The following is a 16,996-nucleotide window of genomic DNA, read 5'->3' as shown; positions in this document are numbered from 1 at the left end:
TAGAAAAATTTAATGCTAAAATATTAAAAAATAAATATTATTTACATAAAATGTAGAAATTGTTTACGTGTTATCCGCAGTAATTTGTAATGAATATGCATAAAAAAACAAAATTAGCGTCTTATTATAAACAATAGATATGACGTTTATATCATAAAGAAAAAATAACTGCCACTGATTTGATTAAACGCTTTATGGTCAGTTATCCGACTATTTATAACTAGCCTAAGAAAGCCTGATTGAAGCTTTTTATTCCTTTAATCTGTAAGAATGAATGTTCTTAAACCATTATTTATAGCTAGTCAAAGTTGAAAAATCCATCAAAACTAAATTAAGTCAGCAAGCTAAATGCTATAACAAAACCTATTAGGGGATAAACTTATAGGTTATTCTTTACAAGAATAAAACCGATTTGTGTTCCTTTTCCTTGTTCGGTAACAAATGCGCCAACTGCGCAAATCAGTTGTTCGTTGTAGTAAATTAGAGGGATTCGAGTTCGCATCCATGGTGGAATATTATGCTCTTGCCATAGTTTTTTTATTGATCGTGAACCATGGCGATTAACAATTTGAAATTTTCCTTGAGCATGGAATCTAACGGTGATTTTTTCATCTGCTTGTGGTAAGCGGCAACATAAATCAGTTTGATAATTAACTTGTAATTCGCCAACATTATCTGGAAGTGTTAATGGCAACGCTAAATCCCAGTTTAGGATTTGCTGTTCAATATCTTGATATAATGCTAACAAATAAAGTTGATTTTGATAACGGCGAACTTGTTGGTTATTAAAGATAAATTTCGGATTAGCATCTTCTTTTGCTAATGCAACGGTTTGCCAAATTAATGTTATTTGTTGGCGTGTTGGCATATTAATATGATTGTGTTTAAACCACATGCGTAAAATTGCATTTCGTTTATACTCGGAATAGTCCATTAATGGTGCAATAGCCAGTTGATTTTGTTCGGTGATAACTTGCTTAAATTCTACCAATAATAACTCATTAATTAACGTTTCTTGTTGTTGACATAATTCCGCACTGCGTGCAACCATTTGCGAAAAATGTGGCCAGCGTTGATTAAGAATTGGTAAGACTTTTAAGCGTAAAAAATTACGGTCGTAGTGATCATCTTGGTTGCTTTCATCTTCTATCCAATTGAGTTGATGTTTATTCGCATAGGTTTCAATTTGTGATCGTGATATTGTTAATAAAGGTCGAAGATGTTGTTGATTTTCCCTTGGCATTGCGGACAATCCCGCAGGTCCACTGCCACGTTTCAATGCCAAGAAGAAAGTTTCACATTGATCATCAAGATGTTGAGCTGTACATAACGTTTCATCATCTTTTAGATGGTGATATATAGCTTGGTAACGTGCATTTCTAGCTTGCTCTTCAATATTACCCGCTATGGGATCAAGTCTGACTTTTTCAATAATTATTGGAACTTGCCATGTTTGGCATTGTTGACTGCAATGCGTTGCCCAGTTGTCAGCATTGCTACTCAAACCATGATGAATATAGATCGCTCTTAGTTCTAAATTTGGTAACAATTGTTTTTTAAGCTTAACAAGCACATGCATTAATACCGTTGAGTCAACACCTCCACTATATGCAACCAGTAGCGCTTTGTGGTGTTTTATATTATGAAAAACTGTTTGTTTTATTATTTCGTCACACGTGATTTGGTTTTGATTATTCATCTTCTACTTAATTATGCTAAACTAAACATTCGTAATGCATTGGTTTTATATAGATTCATTTTTTATAGCTTGATTCTGTCTAAACCAGCAGCAAGATCGGCGATTAAATCATCGGGATCTTCAAGACCTATATGAAGACGAATTAAAGTTCCTTTAAAATCAATACCAGATACAGGTCTAATTTTTGCTAGTTCTTCGGGTTGATTGGCTAAAATTAATGATTCAAAACCACCCCATGAGTAAGCCATTGAGAAATAAGTTAAGTTATCAATAAAATCAGATAATTGCTCGTCAGTTAATCGATCTTTGAGTACAAAAGAAAATAATCCACTTGCACCTGAAAAATCACGTTTAAAAAATTCATGCCCCTTACAACTTTCTAATGCTGGGTGATTGACGGTAGCAACTTTAGGATGATGAGCTAACCATTTTGCTACTTTTATGCCATTTTCGTGGTGTTGCTTTAATCGTATTGCTAATGTTCGCAATCCTCGTGTGGCTATATAAGCGGTATCCGCATCGCACATTTGTCCCATTAAGTAAGAACGTTCGCGTAATTTTTCCCAACAGCGTTTGTTAGCAACAGCAGTGCCTATCATGGCATCAGAATGACCGATTAGGTATTTTGTACCTGCTTGTATTGAGATATCAATATCATGATCTAATGCTTTAAATAATACGCCGGCGCTCCATGTATTATCGATCATAATAATAATTTCTGGATTGGCGCTGCGAATTGCTTTAACCATTGAAGGAATATCATGAATTTCCATCGTAATGGAACTTGGTGATTCTAAAAATACGACTTTGGTATTGGGTTTAATTTGATTTGTAATATTGTGCCCCACTAATGGCGTAAAGTAATCTGTTTCAACACCAAAATTTTTTAAAATTTGCTGACAAAATTCTTGAGTAGGTTCGTAAGCGGCTTCAGACACTAATATATGATCGCCAGCTTGAACAAAAGCTAAAATAGCATTAGCGACGGCAGCTGCGCCACAAGGGTATAGATAGCAACCAGCTCCACCTTCGATTTCAACCATCGCATCTTGTAGCGCAAAATGAGTTAATGTACCACGGCGTCCATAAAATAATGCACCATTAGCACGGTTTTTGGTTGCTTCTTTTTTTGTTTCAATTGAATCAAAAACCAATGATGATGCACGTTGAACAACCGAATTAACAGCGCCTTGTGTATAACGCTTTTTACGTCCTGCATGAACTAATTTTGTTGGTAATGACATAATGATACACCCTTGCTACTATTTATTAAGGTTGATATTTTTATTAATTTTGATAACAGTTAGCATAGCATGCTGTTAGAATAGTAAAAAATAAATTTTATTAATATTTTCTTGCCAATTATGCTAATTGTTCGACTTGCTTGTCTTAAGGATGCTGACATTGATTTTTCACTGTTGCCTCAAACGCTTCTTGATGAAGCGAATAATTTAAGTGGCCAACGTAAAAAACAGTTTTTAGTTTGCCGATCAATTTTGGCTCATTTGCTTAAACAATACTGTGATATTTCGATGTTACCTGTTATTAAGGTTGGAGATAATGGTCGTCCCTCTTTTTTAGAGCCACACTTACCAGATTTTAATATTAGTCATAGCCAAGATTGGGTAGCAGTTGCGATTTCGTTAGTAGGTAAGGTTGGTTTAGATATCGAAGTAGCACGTCCACGAAAAAATTATTTGAAAGTAGCTAAAAATTTTTTTGCTGATGACGAATATCAATGGATGACTAAACAAGATGATACATTAAGAGCCTTTTGGCAACTATGGACATTAAAAGAGTCTGCATTAAAGCTTTATGCTAAAGGTGTTTGGCAAATAAAATCGGTTAACGTCGACTTAAAACAGCAGATGATTATGGCACCTTTTGCACAAGAATTTTATTATCAATATCGTCAAGTGGATAATGTTCATCTGTCGGTGAACAGCAATCAACCGATCTCTAAATTAATTTTGTTGTCTTAATACAATGTTTTTCCATTATTTATTATGGTGCGATAATGGCTTGTTATTTATTAAACCAGATAGATATCTTGAATTCTTTTTCTATTAGTTTCGTTTAATTGATATTCCTGTGATAACCAATTGTCAATTGTACCGTGACGCGTTTTAATTGCATTCAGTGCCGCAGTTAGATACTCTTTTTTGGCGGCAAAAATTAATTTGCGTTTTTCAAACTCATCAGGCGTCATTTTATGTTGATATTGGCTTAATAGATTTTCACGATAATCTGACAATAGCTGTTCTGTTAGTAAATAATCTTGCATGACAGTTTCTTCACTAACACCCAAAGCAAACAATGTTAATGCAACGCCAACACCTGTACGATCTTTACCAACAGCACAATGTTGTACCAATGGTCTACCTTGTGAGTTTAGTAGGATTGAGGAAAGTTTTTGATATGCTGTGTTATTAAATGGTAGTAACTGGTAAAGCTTAATCATAAAATCAAATGGAGCATTTTTTTTAAGTGTTTGGTGAGCATTGCCTAGATCACTTGTTAAACTTGCGGTGATCGTATTACTCAACGGATTAGCTGGTACATTAATATAATGAGTATTTTGCCATAATTTATCTGGATTTCGCTCAATTTCATCAGGATCGCGATAGTCTAAAACGTAGTGCAGATTTAGCTGATTAGCTAAAAAAGATTGCTCTTGTTGTGTAATAAGCGAGAATGCGCCTGAGCGGTATAGTAGACCCGATCGAATTTGACGTCCATCAATTGTTTTGATTCCACCTAAATCACGAAAATTAATCCCATTTTTTATTGGTACAACTGATGTCATAACCCGTCCCTATTTATTTTTAACTTTACTTGCTATATTAACACGTTTCTGATTAGAATTAACTCATTGTTATGTTGTTTATCAATTTTTTGAGGTTTTTACTATGTCGATGTTATCTGTTTTACTAACTGATAAACCTGCATCAAAACAGTGGGGAAAAGATGCATTACTGAGCTTTTCTAACGAGGCGATTACTATTCATTATAAACCGGAACATCGCTTAGGGGCGATTCAACGTGCAGGTCGAAAGTTAGATAACCAAGGAATAAATTCGGTTAAACTAAGCGGTGAAAATTGGGATATCGAAGCTTGTTGGCATTTTTGGTTGGGCTATCGTAATGCCCAAAAAAGTACAAAAGTAACTTGGTCAGAACTCAACACCAAAGACAAACAAGAATTGAAACATCGTATAGAAATTATTGATTGGTGTCGGGATATTATTAATGAACAAGCTGAAACATTAAGTCCTGTTGAGTTAGCCACACGAGCAGCTAAGTTAATTAGCACTTACTCATCTGCTGTGACTTACAACATCATTTCAGGTGAAGCTTTAAGAGAGCAAGATTATATGGGCATTTATACGGTTGGAAAAGGTTCGGATCGGCCAGCGGCTTTGCTTGAACTAGATTATAACCCAACCCAAAATCCTAATTCACCGATAACAGCCTGTTTAGTTGGTAAAGGTATTACCTTTGATTCAGGAGGATATAGTTTAAAACCAAGTAATTTTATGGAGTCAATGCGCTCAGATATGGGTGGGGCTGCGTTAGTAACAAGTGCATTAGCATTAGCCATTGCGCGCGGTTTAAATCAACGTATTAAACTTTATCTATGTTGCGCGGATAATTTAGTCAGTGGCAATGCGTTTAAATTAGGCGATATTATTCGTTACCGTAACGGTAAAACGGTTGAAGTTGATAACACTGATGCAGAAGGGCGACTAGTTTTGGCTGATGGTTTAATTTGTGCTGATAATGACCAGCCTCATTATATTATTGATTGTGCAACACTGACTGGAGCGGCTAAGATTGCGGTGGGGAATGATTATCAGTCATTACTTTCGTTTGATGATAAATTTGCTAGCCAATTGTTAGCTAGTAGCGATATTGAGCATGAAGCTTTTTGGCGATTACCATTAGCCGACTTTCATCGTTCGCAATTCCCATCATCATTTGCTGATATAGCAAATTCAGGTATACCTAATACTGCTGGGGCAAGTACTGCTGCGGCTTTCTTATCGCATTTTATTAAAAATTATCAAAAAAATTGGCTACATATTGATTGTTCTGCAACATTCCGTAAAAGCGCCACAGCTCTATGGGCAACAGGGGCAACAGGTATTGGTGTGAGGACAATTGCTAATTTACTTAGTCAGCTTAAATAAACAAAAAACCACTTTTAAAAAGTGGTTTTAAAGTGGTTTTTGTTAACAAAGTGCAATTTTAATCATTTTTAATAACAATTGCTTTTTTGATATAAATAGGCTCAACTGGCACATTTTGATGTGGTCCCACGCGTTTAGTTGGGACACTAACAATTTTATCAACTATATCCATCCCTTTAGTTACTTTACCAAATACAGCATAACCATATTGTTCTGGTGATTTGTAATTAAGGAAATCATTGTTTACTACGTTGATAAAAAATTGACTGGTTGCGCTGTTTATTTCACTCGTTCTTGCCATTGCAATGGTGCCACGATCATTTTTTAAACCATTGTCTGCTTCATTTTTAATTGGTGGATTATTCTCTTTAAATTTTAGTTGATCATCAGCGCCACCACCTTGAATCATAAATCCAGGAATTACACGGTGGAAAGTTAAATTTTCATAAAAACCACTATTAACATAATCAAGAAAGTTTTTAGTGGTAATTGGCGCATGTTCGCTGTCTAGTTCAATCTCAATATCGCCCATACTGGTTTGTAATAAGACTTGAGGAGTAGCTGAGGCGACAGTTGAAAAAATTGTTAGCAGTAATGTTAAAATTAATAGTTTGATTTTTCTCATATAATAAAAACCTCTTTCCATTTGAATTGGCTGATTATACCGAATATTAAGCTAATTTAAATAACAATTATGCAAAATCGGATAATTTTTTGTGCTGTATATCGTATAACGATTTAATTATATTTAATTAAAAAATTGATTGGTCTATTTTATTGATGTTAACCTGATTTTAAACATTAATAAGATAAGGAGTTATAAAAAATGTTTTTTATAACTCCCTTTTTTATACTAACCGTTTTTATACTGAAACATAGTGTAACCTGAAACTTTTTTACAAAAAAACTGTTAAATTTTATGCGATGTATTTTGTGTGATATGCCTTTATTTCTATCTCATCATGGCATTTGTAGCCAATGTGTTCAAAATATACCTAAATTTAATAAAGTCTGCCATCAATGCTGTTTACCACATTCTTTATCGACTGATATATGTTATCGGTGTCGTGCAAAGAAACCTTATTGGGATGAACTTATTGCTGTTTCTGAGTATGTTAATCCTTTAAAAAAATTGATTCATCATCTAAAGTTCTACAACAAAATTGAATTGAGTACTGCATTGGCAAGATTGATGTTTTTGGCTTGGTATCAACGGCGAGAAATCGATGCGTTAATTAAGCCCGATTTGGTCACTTGTGTGCCATTGCATCATTTTCGTTATTGGTCTCGTGGTTTTAATCAAGCTGAGTTATTGGCAAAACCGATTGCAAGATGGTTAGATTGTGAATTTTATCCTTATTTACTATCTCGAACGTCAAATGTACAAGATCAAAAAAAACTATCTCTTACAGAGCGAATCACTAATGTTGAAAAGCTTTTTACATGCCATCAAAATCTTTCACATAAATCAGTAATGCTTATTGATGATATCGTTACAACAGGTAATACGATTAATGCAATTAGTCAGCAACTAAAAAATTGTGGAGCAACGAATGTTTATGTTGTTTGTTTATGCCGTACAGTATTGTAAAATCCTAAACAACCCCTATAATAACCAAGAGAGTTAGTCAACTATTATTATTAATATATTATAAATGATGTTAGGTTTGTTTATTACCTAACTACATTAAAGTGAGGGATTATGTCTATTATCACTATTTCTGAATCAGCTCAACAGCACTTTAAAAAATTGCTTGCTAATCAACCTGATGGAACACAAATTCGAGTATTTGTTATTAACCCTGGTACTCCAAGTGCTGAATGCGGTGTTTCGTATTGCCCTGCTGATACTATAGAAGATAGCGATATAGAAGAACGGTATGCTGATTTTTCAGTTTATATTGATGAAATTAGTGCGCCATTTTTAGAAGAAGCTGTCATTGATTATGTGACTGATGAATTAGGTTCGCAGTTAACATTAAAAGCACCAAATTCAAAAATGAAAAAAGTAGCTGATGATGCACCTCTTATTGAGCGTGTTAATTACGCAATTCAAGCACAGGTCAATCCGCAATTAGCTAGCCATGGTGGCCATGTTAGTTTAGTGGAGTTGACCGAAGATAATTATGTTGTTTTACAATTTGGTGGGGGGTGTAATGGTTGCTCAATGGTTGATTATACTTTGAAAGAAGGTATTGAGAAGCAATTAATGGCAGAGTTTCCTGAACTCGCTGGTGTAAAAGATATTACTGAACACCAAGCTGGAGCTCATTCTTTTTGCTAATAATGGCAGAAAATAATTTTTATTTAAATCTTGCTTATTGCTGGGATTGAGTCATAATCGGATAACGTTTGCCATTTGACATTCTGATGGGGTTTTATGAATCAAGTTAGTATTATTTCAGATCTTATCGTTTGGATTGAAAAAAATTTGGAACAACCATTATCTATTGATCATGTTGCACAAAAATCAGGTTATTCAAAGTGGCATTTACAACGTATGTTTAAAGAGGTAACTGGTCAAGTTCTTGGTACTTATATTCGACATCGTCGTTTAACTTATGCTGCGCTTGCTTTACGCATGACAAGTAAGCCTATTTTAGATATTGCGATGCAATATCGTTTTGATTCTCAACAAACATTTACTCGTTCTTTTAAAAAACAATTCAATGAAACTCCAGCAAGTTACCGACGAGGAGATATTTGGGATCCTACAGGATTAACTCCTGCTATTGAGCTTAATAAAAACCGGTTTTCATTGCCTGAGCCAAAATTTGTTAATATGCCTCAAAAAACGTTTTGGGGTATCACCTTTAAAAATAATTGCAATTTGAGTCAATTATTAGATGAAGAAAATAAACTAAGATCGCAATTTTTTCATAATTATATATCTCGTTGTGGCAATACATGTGAAAACTTGCCAGATAAAATTTATGCTTTTAGCCGTATATTGAAAAGCAAAGATAATGCTAATGAACAAGAGCTTTTTTATACAATTGCTTTAGATCAGAATAATAATTTAGAGCATATTGAGCAGATAGTTAATGAAGGAGGATTGTATCTTTGCTTTAGATATATTGGTTCTCCTGATGAGTTTGGCGATTTTATTTCACAAGTGCATTTAGCTGCTATGCCAGCATTAAAGGTACGCTTACGTTGCTCTAGTTGTGTAATTGAGATTCATCATAATCTTCGCGATGACTCTGTTGAATCGTTTAAGGATATTAAGCATATGGAGTGTGATTATTGTGTGCCGGTTGTTGCTGATAGTGAAGTCAATATCCAATCAAGTTTATAGTTATAATATGATATAAAAATCTGCTATTAGATATTGACTGAATTATTTAGTTATCTGAGTTTAATAAAATCTTTTCTAACCACTGTTTAAATTCTGGAGTTGTCTCTTTTAGGCTATTAGAGCCTCTTGTTACAGTTGCAATACCAATTTTTAGTTGCTCTTTAAGTTGGCGTTGATTGATTGAACCATCAAGTAATGAATGTACGATTTTAACTCGAGTAATTAAAGCATCTCGCTCATCGGCTGTCATTAGTAATTTTAATATATCCAGTGAATAACCATCGTTAAATGCTTGGTGTAATAATTCAACTGTTTGTTTCCATTCGTTAGTTTTCATTATAATCACCATTAATATTGTTTATTAAATTCATTTGAGCTAAGAAAATTGACATTTTTTTGCCCTAAGATTACTTGATAAATATAATCATATACCAATACGTTTTTGACGTAATTACGTGTTTCAGTAAACGGTATACTATCGATAAATGCTACTGCATCAAGTTTTCCGTTACTCTTTTTTAGCCAGCGCTTAACATTATTTGGACCAGCATTATAAGCGGCTGAAGATAATATACGATTTTTATCATTTTGTAGATAAGCAGTGTTTAAATAGGTAGTGCCTAACTGTATATTTGTTTGAGGATCAAACAATTGTGCTGATGAAATATAAGTTAATGAATTAACTTTTTTAGCTGTCTCTTTTGCTGTAGCTGGCATTAGTTGCATTAATCCACTGGCGCCGACAGGTGATTTGACAGTAGTATCAAGTGCACTTTCTTGGCGAGAAATAGCTAAAGCATAAGATAAACCAATAGCTTTATCTTTTAATGCATTGTTATATAAATCTTTGTACATAATAGGCAAACGCTCTGTCCAGTTATTCCAGAGTTTGCCTGCAATGGTTGCTTGAATACTAAGATCCCCCCACCCTTTTTGTAAAGCATATTGAGATAATGCTAAATATTCATTCTTATTTTTTTGATTATTTAACATATATCGCCATTCGTAGCTTGATTCTGAAAGCATTCCTAAATAACGTAATTCGTTAATTCTTTTTACATAGGGTTGATTGTCGTATTTGCTTTTTAAGGTTGATATTTCTGATGGTGTAATCTTTGGTGATTGGTTATTGATCGAATAAGGTTGATTAAGAGTTTGTGCACTTATCATGCCATAAAACCCACGTTTGGTTGTGAGTGTTTGCAAAATTTTGTTAGCTTCACTTTTTTTATTATTATTTAATAAAACTCTAGCTTGCCAATATTGCCAGTCTTCTTTTAATTGATCTTCTGGTGATAGTTGTGCTATCCAATAAGCGATGTCTGTGAAGTTATAGTTATCGATAGCAAGGCGGATACGTTTTTCAACTAATGTTGTATCGTGGTATTTTTCAATATAGCTATCACGCCATTTAATTTGTTCATCTGTTGCAGAATTTTTAAAGTAGCTGTTAGCTAAACTCTTTTGTAATGCTACCTGCTCTGCTTTACTTAAAGTTTGCTGTTTAACTAATTTTGGTAATAATGCTGCAGCTAAATTCATATCAGCTTTTACTAAGCGAGGGAATGATGATAAGACAACTTTTTTAGTGAAAGAGCTAGCTTTAATATTTTTTGAAAAATCTTCTAATTTTTTAGGATTATTAAGAACAGCTAGTAAATTGATTTTTGTTGTTTTGTAGTTGTCATCAAGTAAATTAGCTAGGTGTTTGGCTAATTTTAAATTATTTGCATCAATAGCAAGTTCGATACGTAATAGTATTAAATTAGCTGTCCGTTTACCTGCTTGAGCCCAAGCGTCAAGTAATGGATCGCATGCAGAAGGAAGTTCTTTGCCTGTCATCCAAAGAGATTCAACAGAGCTAAAAGCAACCTCGTTATTTCCTTGTTGTAGTAATGCATATTGATAACGACAGTTAGAGAGTATGGAGTTATCTTTTGGGAACGAAACGATTGAATTCCAATCTTGACGATTGCTTAATTCGCTTAAATAAGATTGTGTTAATGAAGCTGTTAGCGGAAAATTATTATATTGATTAATAAAATCGCTTACCATTTGTGGTGAAACGATTTTAATATTACTCTGAAAAAACTGTACAGCAGCATAAGGATACAATGGATAATCTTTTATGGTAGAGAGTAATGTTTGCTGTTCTTCAAAGTTAAGTGATTGATAGGAGTTAAGCCATTTTTGATAATTTTCTCGACCTTTTTGATAACTATCTGCATAAATGTTACCTGTGAACAATAGGTTAATTATCAAAAAATAACGTAATACTAATTTCATCCTTTAACTCCTATGTTAATTTAGTTTATTAGATTAGCATATTAAGCTATGATTCGTCGATAATGAACTGCGGTTTAATTCCTACTAAAACACTCAACTAAATACTTGACTAAATCGAAAGGATATATACAATATGCATACACACATATAAAGGAATGCTCAATGAAACTGACATCAAAAGGGCGATACGCGGTGACAGCAATGCTTGATGTTGCTTTACATGCAGATTCAGGACCGGTATCACTAGCTGATATTTCAGAACGTCAAGAAATTTCACTTTCTTATCTTGAACAATTGTTTGCTCGATTACGAAAAAATGGTTTGGTGCGCAGTGTTAGAGGCCCTGGTGGCGGTTATATACTGAGTCGTTCTATGGATCAAATTGCTATTAGTTCAATTGTTAAAGCTGTCGATGAAACAGTGCATGCGACAAAATGTCACGGGCAAGATGGATGTCAAGGCGGTGTTAGATGTTTAACCCATACACTGTGGAATGATTTAAGTGAACGAATTGAGGACTTTTTAACTAGCATTACATTGAGTGAATTGGTCAATAATAAAGAAGTTAAAGCTGTTGCTAGCCGACAAAGTAATATACAACACGTTCAAATTAATTAATAAAAATAGAATACAGAATTTTTCATTGGGAGTAATTAATGAAACTACCTATTTATATGGATTATGCAGCGACAACGCCTGTAGATCCTAGAGTTGCTGAAAAAATGATGCAGTATTTAACGCCAGACGGTATATTCGGTAACCCAGCATCTCGTTCCCACAAATTTGGCTGGCAAGCTGAAGAAGCCGTTGATATTGCCCGTAATCAAATTGCCGATCTTATTGGTGCTGATTCACGCGAAATTGTCTTTACGTCAGGGGCAACAGAAGCTGATAATTTAGCAATTAAAGGTGCCGCTCATTTTAATCAAGCCAAAGGTAAGCACATTATTACTTGTAAAACTGAGCACAAGGCTGTGCTTGATACTTGTCGCCAACTTGAGCGAGAAGGTTATGAAGTAACTTATTTAACGCCAGAATCCGATGGGATCCTTGATCTTGATAAACTTGCAACGGCTATGCGTAGTGATACAACCGTTGTATCAATTATGCATGTCAACAATGAAACGGGTGTAATACAAGACATCGAAAAAATTGGTGAGATGTGCCGTGAAAGAGGCATTGTTTTTCATGTTGATGCAACCCAGTCTGTTGGTAAATTACCAATTGATGTAGCTAACTTAAAAGTTGATTTAATGTCATTTTCTGGTCATAAAATTTATGGACCAAAAGGTATTGGTGGGCTTTATGTAAGGCGTAAACCGCGTGTTCGTATTGAAGCTCAAATGCATGGCGGTGGTCATGAACGAGGTATGCGCTCTGGTACTTTACCTGTGCATCAAATTGTGGGCATGGGTGAAGCATATCATATAGCTAAACAAGAGATGGTTACTGAAATGCCTCGTTTATTGGCTTTAAAAAATCGTTTATGGGATGGTTTAAAAGACATTGAAGAGGTTTATTTAAATGGTTCTTTGGAGCACAGTGTGCCAAATATCTTAAATGTGAGTTTTGCTTACATTGAAGGTGAATCGTTGATGATGGCTTTAAAAGATTTAGCTGTTTCATCTGGTTCTGCATGCACATCTGCGAGTTTAGAGCCGTCTTATGTATTACGGGCATTAGGGCTTAATGATGAGCTGGCTCATAGTTCAATTCGATTTTCTATTGGTCGTTTTACCACAGAAGAAGAAATTGATTATGTCATTAAATTAATTAGAGAATCTATTGGGAAATTAAGGGATTTATCGCCTCTTTGGGAAATGTTTAAAGATGGCGTTGATTTAACAAAGATTAAATGGTCAGCACATTAAAATTGGGAGTAAATTATGGCATATAGTGAAAAAGTTGTTGATCATTACGAAAACCCACGTAATGTTGGTTCGTTTGATCAAAATGATCCTAATGTTGGTAGTGGTATGGTTGGCGCACCGGCGTGTGGTGATGTGATGCGTCTACAAATCAAAGTGAATGACAACGGTATTATTGAAGATGCTAAGTTTAAAACTTATGGTTGTGGTAGTGCAATTGCATCAAGTTCATTGGTTACAGAATGGATAAAAGGTAAATCATTAGACGAAGCAGAAGCTATCAAAAATACGGATATTGCTAAAGAACTTGCTTTACCTCCGGTTAAAATTCACTGTTCAATTTTAGCGGAAGATGCAATTAAAGCTGCTATTGATGACTACAAAACCAAAAAAGGACAACGTTAATGGCAATCACATTGACTAATAGCGCAGCTGATCGTGTTCAAGCCTTTTTGGCTAATCGCGGAAAGGGTGTTGGGTTACGATTAGGTGTTAAAACATCTGGTTGTTCTGGTATGGCTTATGTTTTAGAGTTTGCCGATGTGATTAATGATGATGATAGTGTCTTTGAAGATAAACATGTCAAAGTTATCGTGGATAAAAAAAGCTTAGTTTATATTGATGGTACTGAACTTGATTTTGTTAAAGAAGGATTAAATGAAGGTTTCAAGTTTAATAATCCTAATACGAAGCACGAATGTGGCTGTGGCGAAAGCTTTAATGTTTAATCGGACACAATAATTATGGTTAATTACTTCGAGCTATTTAGTTTGCCAGCTCAATTGCCGGTGGATGTCGCTCAACTAGCAACTCATTATCAGCAATTGCAAAAGCAATATCATCCAGATAATTTTGCTGTTGTAAACGATATTGATAAAGTAGCAATTGTTCAAAAGTCAGCAATAATTAATGATGGTTATCATACGTTAAAAAATCCAATTAAAGCCGCTGAGTATTTTTTATCTCTACAAGGTTTTGACGTAGCAACTGAACAAAGTATTATTCATGATACTGATTTTTTAATGGAGCAATTTGTTTTACGTGAAAGACTTGATGATATCGAAAGTAAAGATAATTTTGAATTATTAGATGATTTTTATGCTGAGATTGTTGCTCGTCAAAAGATAGTCTATAACGAATTATTACAATTTATTACTAATCAAGATTGGTCAAAAGCACTTAATCAGATCTACAAAATTCGCTATCTTGCCAGATTGATTGAACAAATCGAAAAGTTACAAGAAAAGCAATTTGATTTATAATTTAAGATAAGTAACATATCGATAGAGATAGATTAAATGGTATTATTACAGATCAGCGAACCAGGACAAACTCCACTACCACATCATCGCCGCCTTGCTGTAGGAATTGATCTTGGTACAACTAATTCATTAGTAGCAACGGTACGAAGTGGACAAGCAGAGGTATTGCCTGATTTAGAAGGTAATCCGCTATTGCCATCCGTTGTGCATTATGGCATCGATCATGATGATAACTTTGTTATCACGATTGGAAAAAATGCCAAAGATAATGCTGTGAATGATCCGCAAAATACAGTTAGCTCTATTAAGCGATTAATGGGGCGAAGTTTATCTGATATAGATTTATCACAATTTCCTTATACTTTTTCACAAACTGAAAATGGTGTTCCTTTATTAAATTTGCCTAATGAAAAAGTAAATCCAATACAAGTTTCATCAGAAATTTTGACAGCGTTAGCTGAGCGAGCAAAAGAGAGCTTACAAGGTGAAATTGATGGTGTGGTTATTACTGTGCCAGCTTATTTTGATGATGCACAGCGGCAAGCAACAAAAGATGCTGCCAAATTAGCTGGCTTGCATGTATTGCGCCTACTTAATGAACCTACAGCCGCTGCGATTGCGTACGGTTTAGATTCAGGGAAGGAAGGTATAATCGCTGTTTATGATTTAGGTGGCGGTACTTTTGATATTTCTATTTTACGCTTAAATAAAGGTGTTTTTGAGGTTCTAGCAACTAGTGGTGACTCAGCTCTTGGTGGTGATGATTTTGATCGGCTACTTGCTGACTATATAAAAGAGAAATTAGGATTAACTAATAATATAGATCCTTATATTAATCAAAAAATCAGTAGCCAAGCTACCGAAATAAAGATTTTATTAAGTGAGCAAGATTTAGCTGTATTTTCTCTGGATAATCAATCTTTGACTATTACTCGCCAGCAATTTCAACAATTAATTGAGCCATTGGTTAAACGCACTTTAGCTGTTTGTCGCCGTGCATTGAAAGATGCCGAGATTAATGTGGATGAAGTAGTTGAAGTTGTTATGGTTGGCGGCTCTACTCGTGTGCCATTAGTGCGAGAATTAGTAGGGAATTATTTTAAAACTAATCCCTTGATATCTATCGATCCTGATAAAGTAGTTGCTATTGGTGCAGCTATTCAGGCCGATATTTTGGTTGGCAATAAACCCGATTCAGATATGTTATTGCTTGATGTGATCCCATTGTCGTTAGGCATTGAGATCATGGGTGAATTGGTCGAAAAAATTATTCCACGTAATAGTACAATTCCGTGTGCAAGAGCTCAAGAGTTTACAACTTTTAAAGATGGTCAAACCGCGATGATGGTTCATGTTTTACAAGGAGAACGTGAAAGTGTTGCTGATTGTCGATCTTTGGCTCGTTTTACTCTGCAAGGTATTCCAGCAATGCCTGCTGGTGGTGCGCACATTAGGGTGACTTTCCAAGTTGATGCTGATGGTTTATTAAGTGTAACAGCAATGGAAAAATCAACGGGTATTGAAGCTGCTATCCAAGTAAAACCTTCATATGGACTGACTGATAATGAAATTGCCGATATGATTCAAGATTCAATCAGTTACGCACAGCAAGATAAACAGATTCGAATACTTGCTGAACAAAAAGTTGAGGCAGCTAGAGTGCTTGAAAGCTTGCAAAGTGCTTTAGATAAAGATGCTGACTTATTAGATGAAAGTGAACTAAACCATATTTTAATTGCTAAGCATCAATTACAAGCTGTAAGTGAGTCAAATGACAGTTATGCAATTGAAAAACAAATTAAAATTGTTGATAAAGTAACACAAAATTTTGCAGCTAAGCGAATGGATAGGTCAATTCGACATGCGTTAACTGGCCATAACGTTGATGATATTTAACTAACGAGATTATTATGCCAAAAATTACTTTTTTACCGAATACGGAGCTTTGTCCAGATGGAAAAACTGTTGATGCCCAAGAAGGCGAATCCATTTTAGAAGTGGCATTGCGCAATGATATTGAAATCGAGCATGCTTGTGAAATGTCATGTGCTTGTTCAACATGCCACTGTATTGTGCGTAAGGGATTTGATTCGCTTGAAGTAAGCGATGAGCAAGAAGATGATATGTTAGATAAAGCCTGGGGAGTTGAACTGCATAGTCGTTTAAGCTGTCAAGCTCGTGTCACGAATGAAGATTTAGAGGTCGAAATCCCAAGATATAGCCTTAATCATGCCAAAGAAGATCATTAGGAAGTTATCATAATGATTATCCATTATGGGTTAATATAAAAATAACATTAAATCTGGTTATTTGATTGAAATTTGGTAATTGTAAATTAATAACCAGAAAAAGCTTCCCATCTTTAAACCCAAATATCTGTATTTATTCCTTGC

The 16,996-nt window shown here is 34.6% G+C and carries 18 protein-coding genes; 12 read left to right on the top strand and 6 right to left on the bottom strand.

All coding sequences use genetic code 11. From position 1 onward, the window contains the following. Positions 1–379: 379 nt before the first annotated feature. A complete protein-coding gene (gene tilS / locus ACGH80_RS05830) occupies positions 380–1,699 on the bottom strand; it encodes a tRNA lysidine(34) synthetase TilS (RefSeq protein WP_174799315.1) in 1,320 nt (439 codons plus the stop codon). 62 nt (positions 1,700–1,761) lie between these two features. Then, complete coding sequence (metC, locus tag ACGH80_RS05825) at positions 1,762–2,943, bottom strand: cystathionine beta-lyase (RefSeq protein WP_174799316.1); 1,182 nt, start codon at positions 2,941–2,943, stop codon at positions 1,762–1,764. Between the two features lie 120 nt (positions 2,944–3,063). Here metC and ACGH80_RS05820 point away from each other — a divergent pair, with 120 nt between their 5' ends. After that, positions 3,064–3,681 carry a 4'-phosphopantetheinyl transferase family protein gene (locus tag ACGH80_RS05820; RefSeq protein WP_411630674.1) on the top strand — a complete coding sequence of 206 codons (618 nt, stop codon included), beginning with the start codon at positions 3,064–3,066 and terminating at the stop codon, positions 3,679–3,681. A gap of 50 nt (positions 3,682–3,731) precedes the next feature. Here the strand turns inward: ACGH80_RS05820 and ACGH80_RS05815 are convergent, their stop codons facing one another. Next, a complete protein-coding gene (locus ACGH80_RS05815) occupies positions 3,732–4,505 on the bottom strand; it encodes a tyrosine-protein phosphatase (protein WP_411630673.1) in 774 nt (257 codons plus the stop codon). Between the two features lie 103 nt (positions 4,506–4,608). Between ACGH80_RS05815 and pepB the strand changes: the two genes are divergently transcribed. Continuing rightward, positions 4,609–5,889, top strand: coding sequence for an aminopeptidase PepB (gene pepB, locus ACGH80_RS05810; RefSeq protein ID WP_411630672.1), 1,281 nt, complete (start codon positions 4,609–4,611; stop codon positions 5,887–5,889). Positions 5,890–5,947: 58 nt separating this feature from the next. On the opposite strand, the gene ACGH80_RS05805 is transcribed toward pepB, so the two are convergent. Then, a complete protein-coding gene (locus tag ACGH80_RS05805) occupies positions 5,948–6,514 on the bottom strand; it encodes a peptidylprolyl isomerase (protein ID WP_296300506.1) in 567 nt (188 codons plus the stop codon). A 315-nt stretch (positions 6,515–6,829) separates the two neighbouring features. Between ACGH80_RS05805 and ACGH80_RS05800 the strand changes: the two genes are divergently transcribed. The 3 genes from ACGH80_RS05800 to robA all read left to right on the top strand — a co-directional run bounded on the left by ACGH80_RS05800 (position 6,830) and on the right by robA (position 9,187). Beyond that, positions 6,830–7,480 carry a phosphoribosyltransferase family protein gene (locus ACGH80_RS05800; RefSeq protein ID WP_296300507.1) on the top strand — a complete coding sequence of 217 codons (651 nt, stop codon included), beginning with the start codon at positions 6,830–6,832 and terminating at the stop codon, positions 7,478–7,480. 117 nt (positions 7,481–7,597) lie between these two features. After that, a complete protein-coding gene (gene nfuA, locus ACGH80_RS05795; protein ID WP_065561041.1) occupies positions 7,598–8,173 on the top strand; it encodes a Fe-S biogenesis protein NfuA in 576 nt (191 codons plus the stop codon). A gap of 96 nt (positions 8,174–8,269) precedes the next feature. Beyond that, positions 8,270–9,187 carry an MDR efflux pump AcrAB transcriptional activator RobA gene (gene robA, locus ACGH80_RS05790; protein WP_065611182.1) on the top strand — a complete coding sequence of 306 codons (918 nt, stop codon included), beginning with the start codon at positions 8,270–8,272 and terminating at the stop codon, positions 9,185–9,187. A 46-nt stretch (positions 9,188–9,233) separates the two neighbouring features. On the opposite strand, the gene trpR is transcribed toward robA, so the two are convergent. Together trpR and sltY are read right to left on the bottom strand one after the other, a co-directional pair. Beyond that, positions 9,234–9,524, bottom strand: coding sequence for a trp operon repressor (gene trpR / locus ACGH80_RS05785; RefSeq protein WP_296318064.1), 291 nt, complete (start codon positions 9,522–9,524; stop codon positions 9,234–9,236). An 11-nt stretch (positions 9,525–9,535) separates the two neighbouring features. After that, positions 9,536–11,473 (bottom strand): murein transglycosylase, encoded by a 1,938-nt coding sequence (sltY, locus tag ACGH80_RS05780; protein WP_296318063.1) that lies wholly within the window; start codon positions 11,471–11,473, stop codon positions 9,536–9,538. A gap of 162 nt (positions 11,474–11,635) precedes the next feature. On the opposite strand from sltY, the gene iscR reads away from it, so the two are divergent. The 7 genes from iscR to fdx are packed head-to-tail and all read left to right on the top strand — an operon-like array spanning position 11,636 to position 16,852. After that, positions 11,636–12,091 (top strand): Fe-S cluster assembly transcriptional regulator IscR, encoded by a 456-nt coding sequence (gene iscR / locus ACGH80_RS05775; protein WP_065589729.1) that lies wholly within the window; start codon positions 11,636–11,638, stop codon positions 12,089–12,091. A gap of 38 nt (positions 12,092–12,129) precedes the next feature. Further along, a complete protein-coding gene (locus ACGH80_RS05770; RefSeq protein ID WP_065626326.1) occupies positions 12,130–13,344 on the top strand; it encodes an IscS subfamily cysteine desulfurase in 1,215 nt (404 codons plus the stop codon). A gap of 15 nt (positions 13,345–13,359) precedes the next feature. Further along, a complete protein-coding gene (gene iscU, locus ACGH80_RS05765) occupies positions 13,360–13,746 on the top strand; it encodes a Fe-S cluster assembly scaffold IscU (RefSeq protein WP_034911174.1) in 387 nt (128 codons plus the stop codon). Continuing rightward, positions 13,746–14,069: an iron-sulfur cluster assembly protein IscA gene (gene iscA, locus ACGH80_RS05760; RefSeq protein WP_065561024.1), complete on the top strand. Its 324-nt coding sequence runs from the start codon at positions 13,746–13,748 to the stop codon at positions 14,067–14,069. The genes iscU and iscA overlap by 1 nt, the downstream gene beginning before the upstream one ends. Before the next feature lie 15 nt (positions 14,070–14,084). Continuing rightward, entirely contained in the window at positions 14,085–14,603 is a 519-nt protein-coding gene (gene hscB, locus ACGH80_RS05755; RefSeq protein WP_296300510.1) for a Fe-S protein assembly co-chaperone HscB, read from the top strand. 36 nt (positions 14,604–14,639) lie between these two features. Beyond that, complete coding sequence (gene hscA, locus ACGH80_RS05750) at positions 14,640–16,499, top strand: Fe-S protein assembly chaperone HscA (RefSeq protein WP_411630671.1); 1,860 nt, start codon at positions 14,640–14,642, stop codon at positions 16,497–16,499. Positions 16,500–16,513: 14 nt separating this feature from the next. Beyond that, a complete protein-coding gene (gene fdx / locus ACGH80_RS05745) occupies positions 16,514–16,852 on the top strand; it encodes an ISC system 2Fe-2S type ferredoxin (RefSeq protein WP_411630670.1) in 339 nt (112 codons plus the stop codon). Positions 16,853–16,996 lie beyond the last annotated feature (144 nt).

This window comes from Gilliamella sp. BG1, from assembly GCF_046635625.1.
GTDB classification, from domain to species: domain Bacteria; phylum Pseudomonadota; class Gammaproteobacteria; order Enterobacterales; family Orbaceae; genus Gilliamella; species Gilliamella bombi.
The sequence above is the reverse complement of the archived record's forward strand: the minus strand, read 5'-3'. Positions and strand labels throughout refer to the sequence as shown.

Bases quoted from the DNA above. Each gene is read 5' to 3' on its own strand.
- sltY (WP_296318063.1), bottom strand. From the start codon at position 11,473: ATGAAATTAGTATTACGTTATTTTTTGATAATTAACCTATTGTTCACA.
- robA (WP_065611182.1), top strand. From the start codon at position 8,270: ATGAATCAAGTTAGTATTATTTCAGATCTTATCGTTTGGATTGAAAAA.
- ACGH80_RS05815 (WP_411630673.1), bottom strand. From the start codon at position 4,505: ATGACATCAGTTGTACCAATAAAAAATGGGATTAATTTTCGTGATTTA.
- iscU (WP_034911174.1), top strand. From the start codon at position 13,360: ATGGCATATAGTGAAAAAGTTGTTGATCATTACGAAAACCCACGTAAT.
- trpR (WP_296318064.1), bottom strand. From the start codon at position 9,524: ATGAAAACTAACGAATGGAAACAAACAGTTGAATTATTACACCAAGCA.
- metC (WP_174799316.1), bottom strand. From the start codon at position 2,943: ATGTCATTACCAACAAAATTAGTTCATGCAGGACGTAAAAAGCGTTAT.
- iscA (WP_065561024.1), top strand. From the start codon at position 13,746: ATGGCAATCACATTGACTAATAGCGCAGCTGATCGTGTTCAAGCCTTT.
- tilS (WP_174799315.1), bottom strand. From the start codon at position 1,699: ATGAATAATCAAAACCAAATCACGTGTGACGAAATAATAAAACAAACA.
- hscB (WP_296300510.1), top strand. From the start codon at position 14,085: ATGGTTAATTACTTCGAGCTATTTAGTTTGCCAGCTCAATTGCCGGTG.
- pepB (WP_411630672.1), top strand. From the start codon at position 4,609: ATGTCGATGTTATCTGTTTTACTAACTGATAAACCTGCATCAAAACAG.
- ACGH80_RS05820 (WP_411630674.1), top strand. From the start codon at position 3,064: ATGCTAATTGTTCGACTTGCTTGTCTTAAGGATGCTGACATTGATTTT.
- hscA (WP_411630671.1), top strand. From the start codon at position 14,640: ATGGTATTATTACAGATCAGCGAACCAGGACAAACTCCACTACCACAT.
- ACGH80_RS05770 (WP_065626326.1), top strand. From the start codon at position 12,130: ATGAAACTACCTATTTATATGGATTATGCAGCGACAACGCCTGTAGAT.
- iscR (WP_065589729.1), top strand. From the start codon at position 11,636: ATGAAACTGACATCAAAAGGGCGATACGCGGTGACAGCAATGCTTGAT.
- ACGH80_RS05800 (WP_296300507.1), top strand. From the start codon at position 6,830: ATGCCTTTATTTCTATCTCATCATGGCATTTGTAGCCAATGTGTTCAA.
- ACGH80_RS05805 (WP_296300506.1), bottom strand. From the start codon at position 6,514: ATGAGAAAAATCAAACTATTAATTTTAACATTACTGCTAACAATTTTT.
- fdx (WP_411630670.1), top strand. From the start codon at position 16,514: ATGCCAAAAATTACTTTTTTACCGAATACGGAGCTTTGTCCAGATGGA.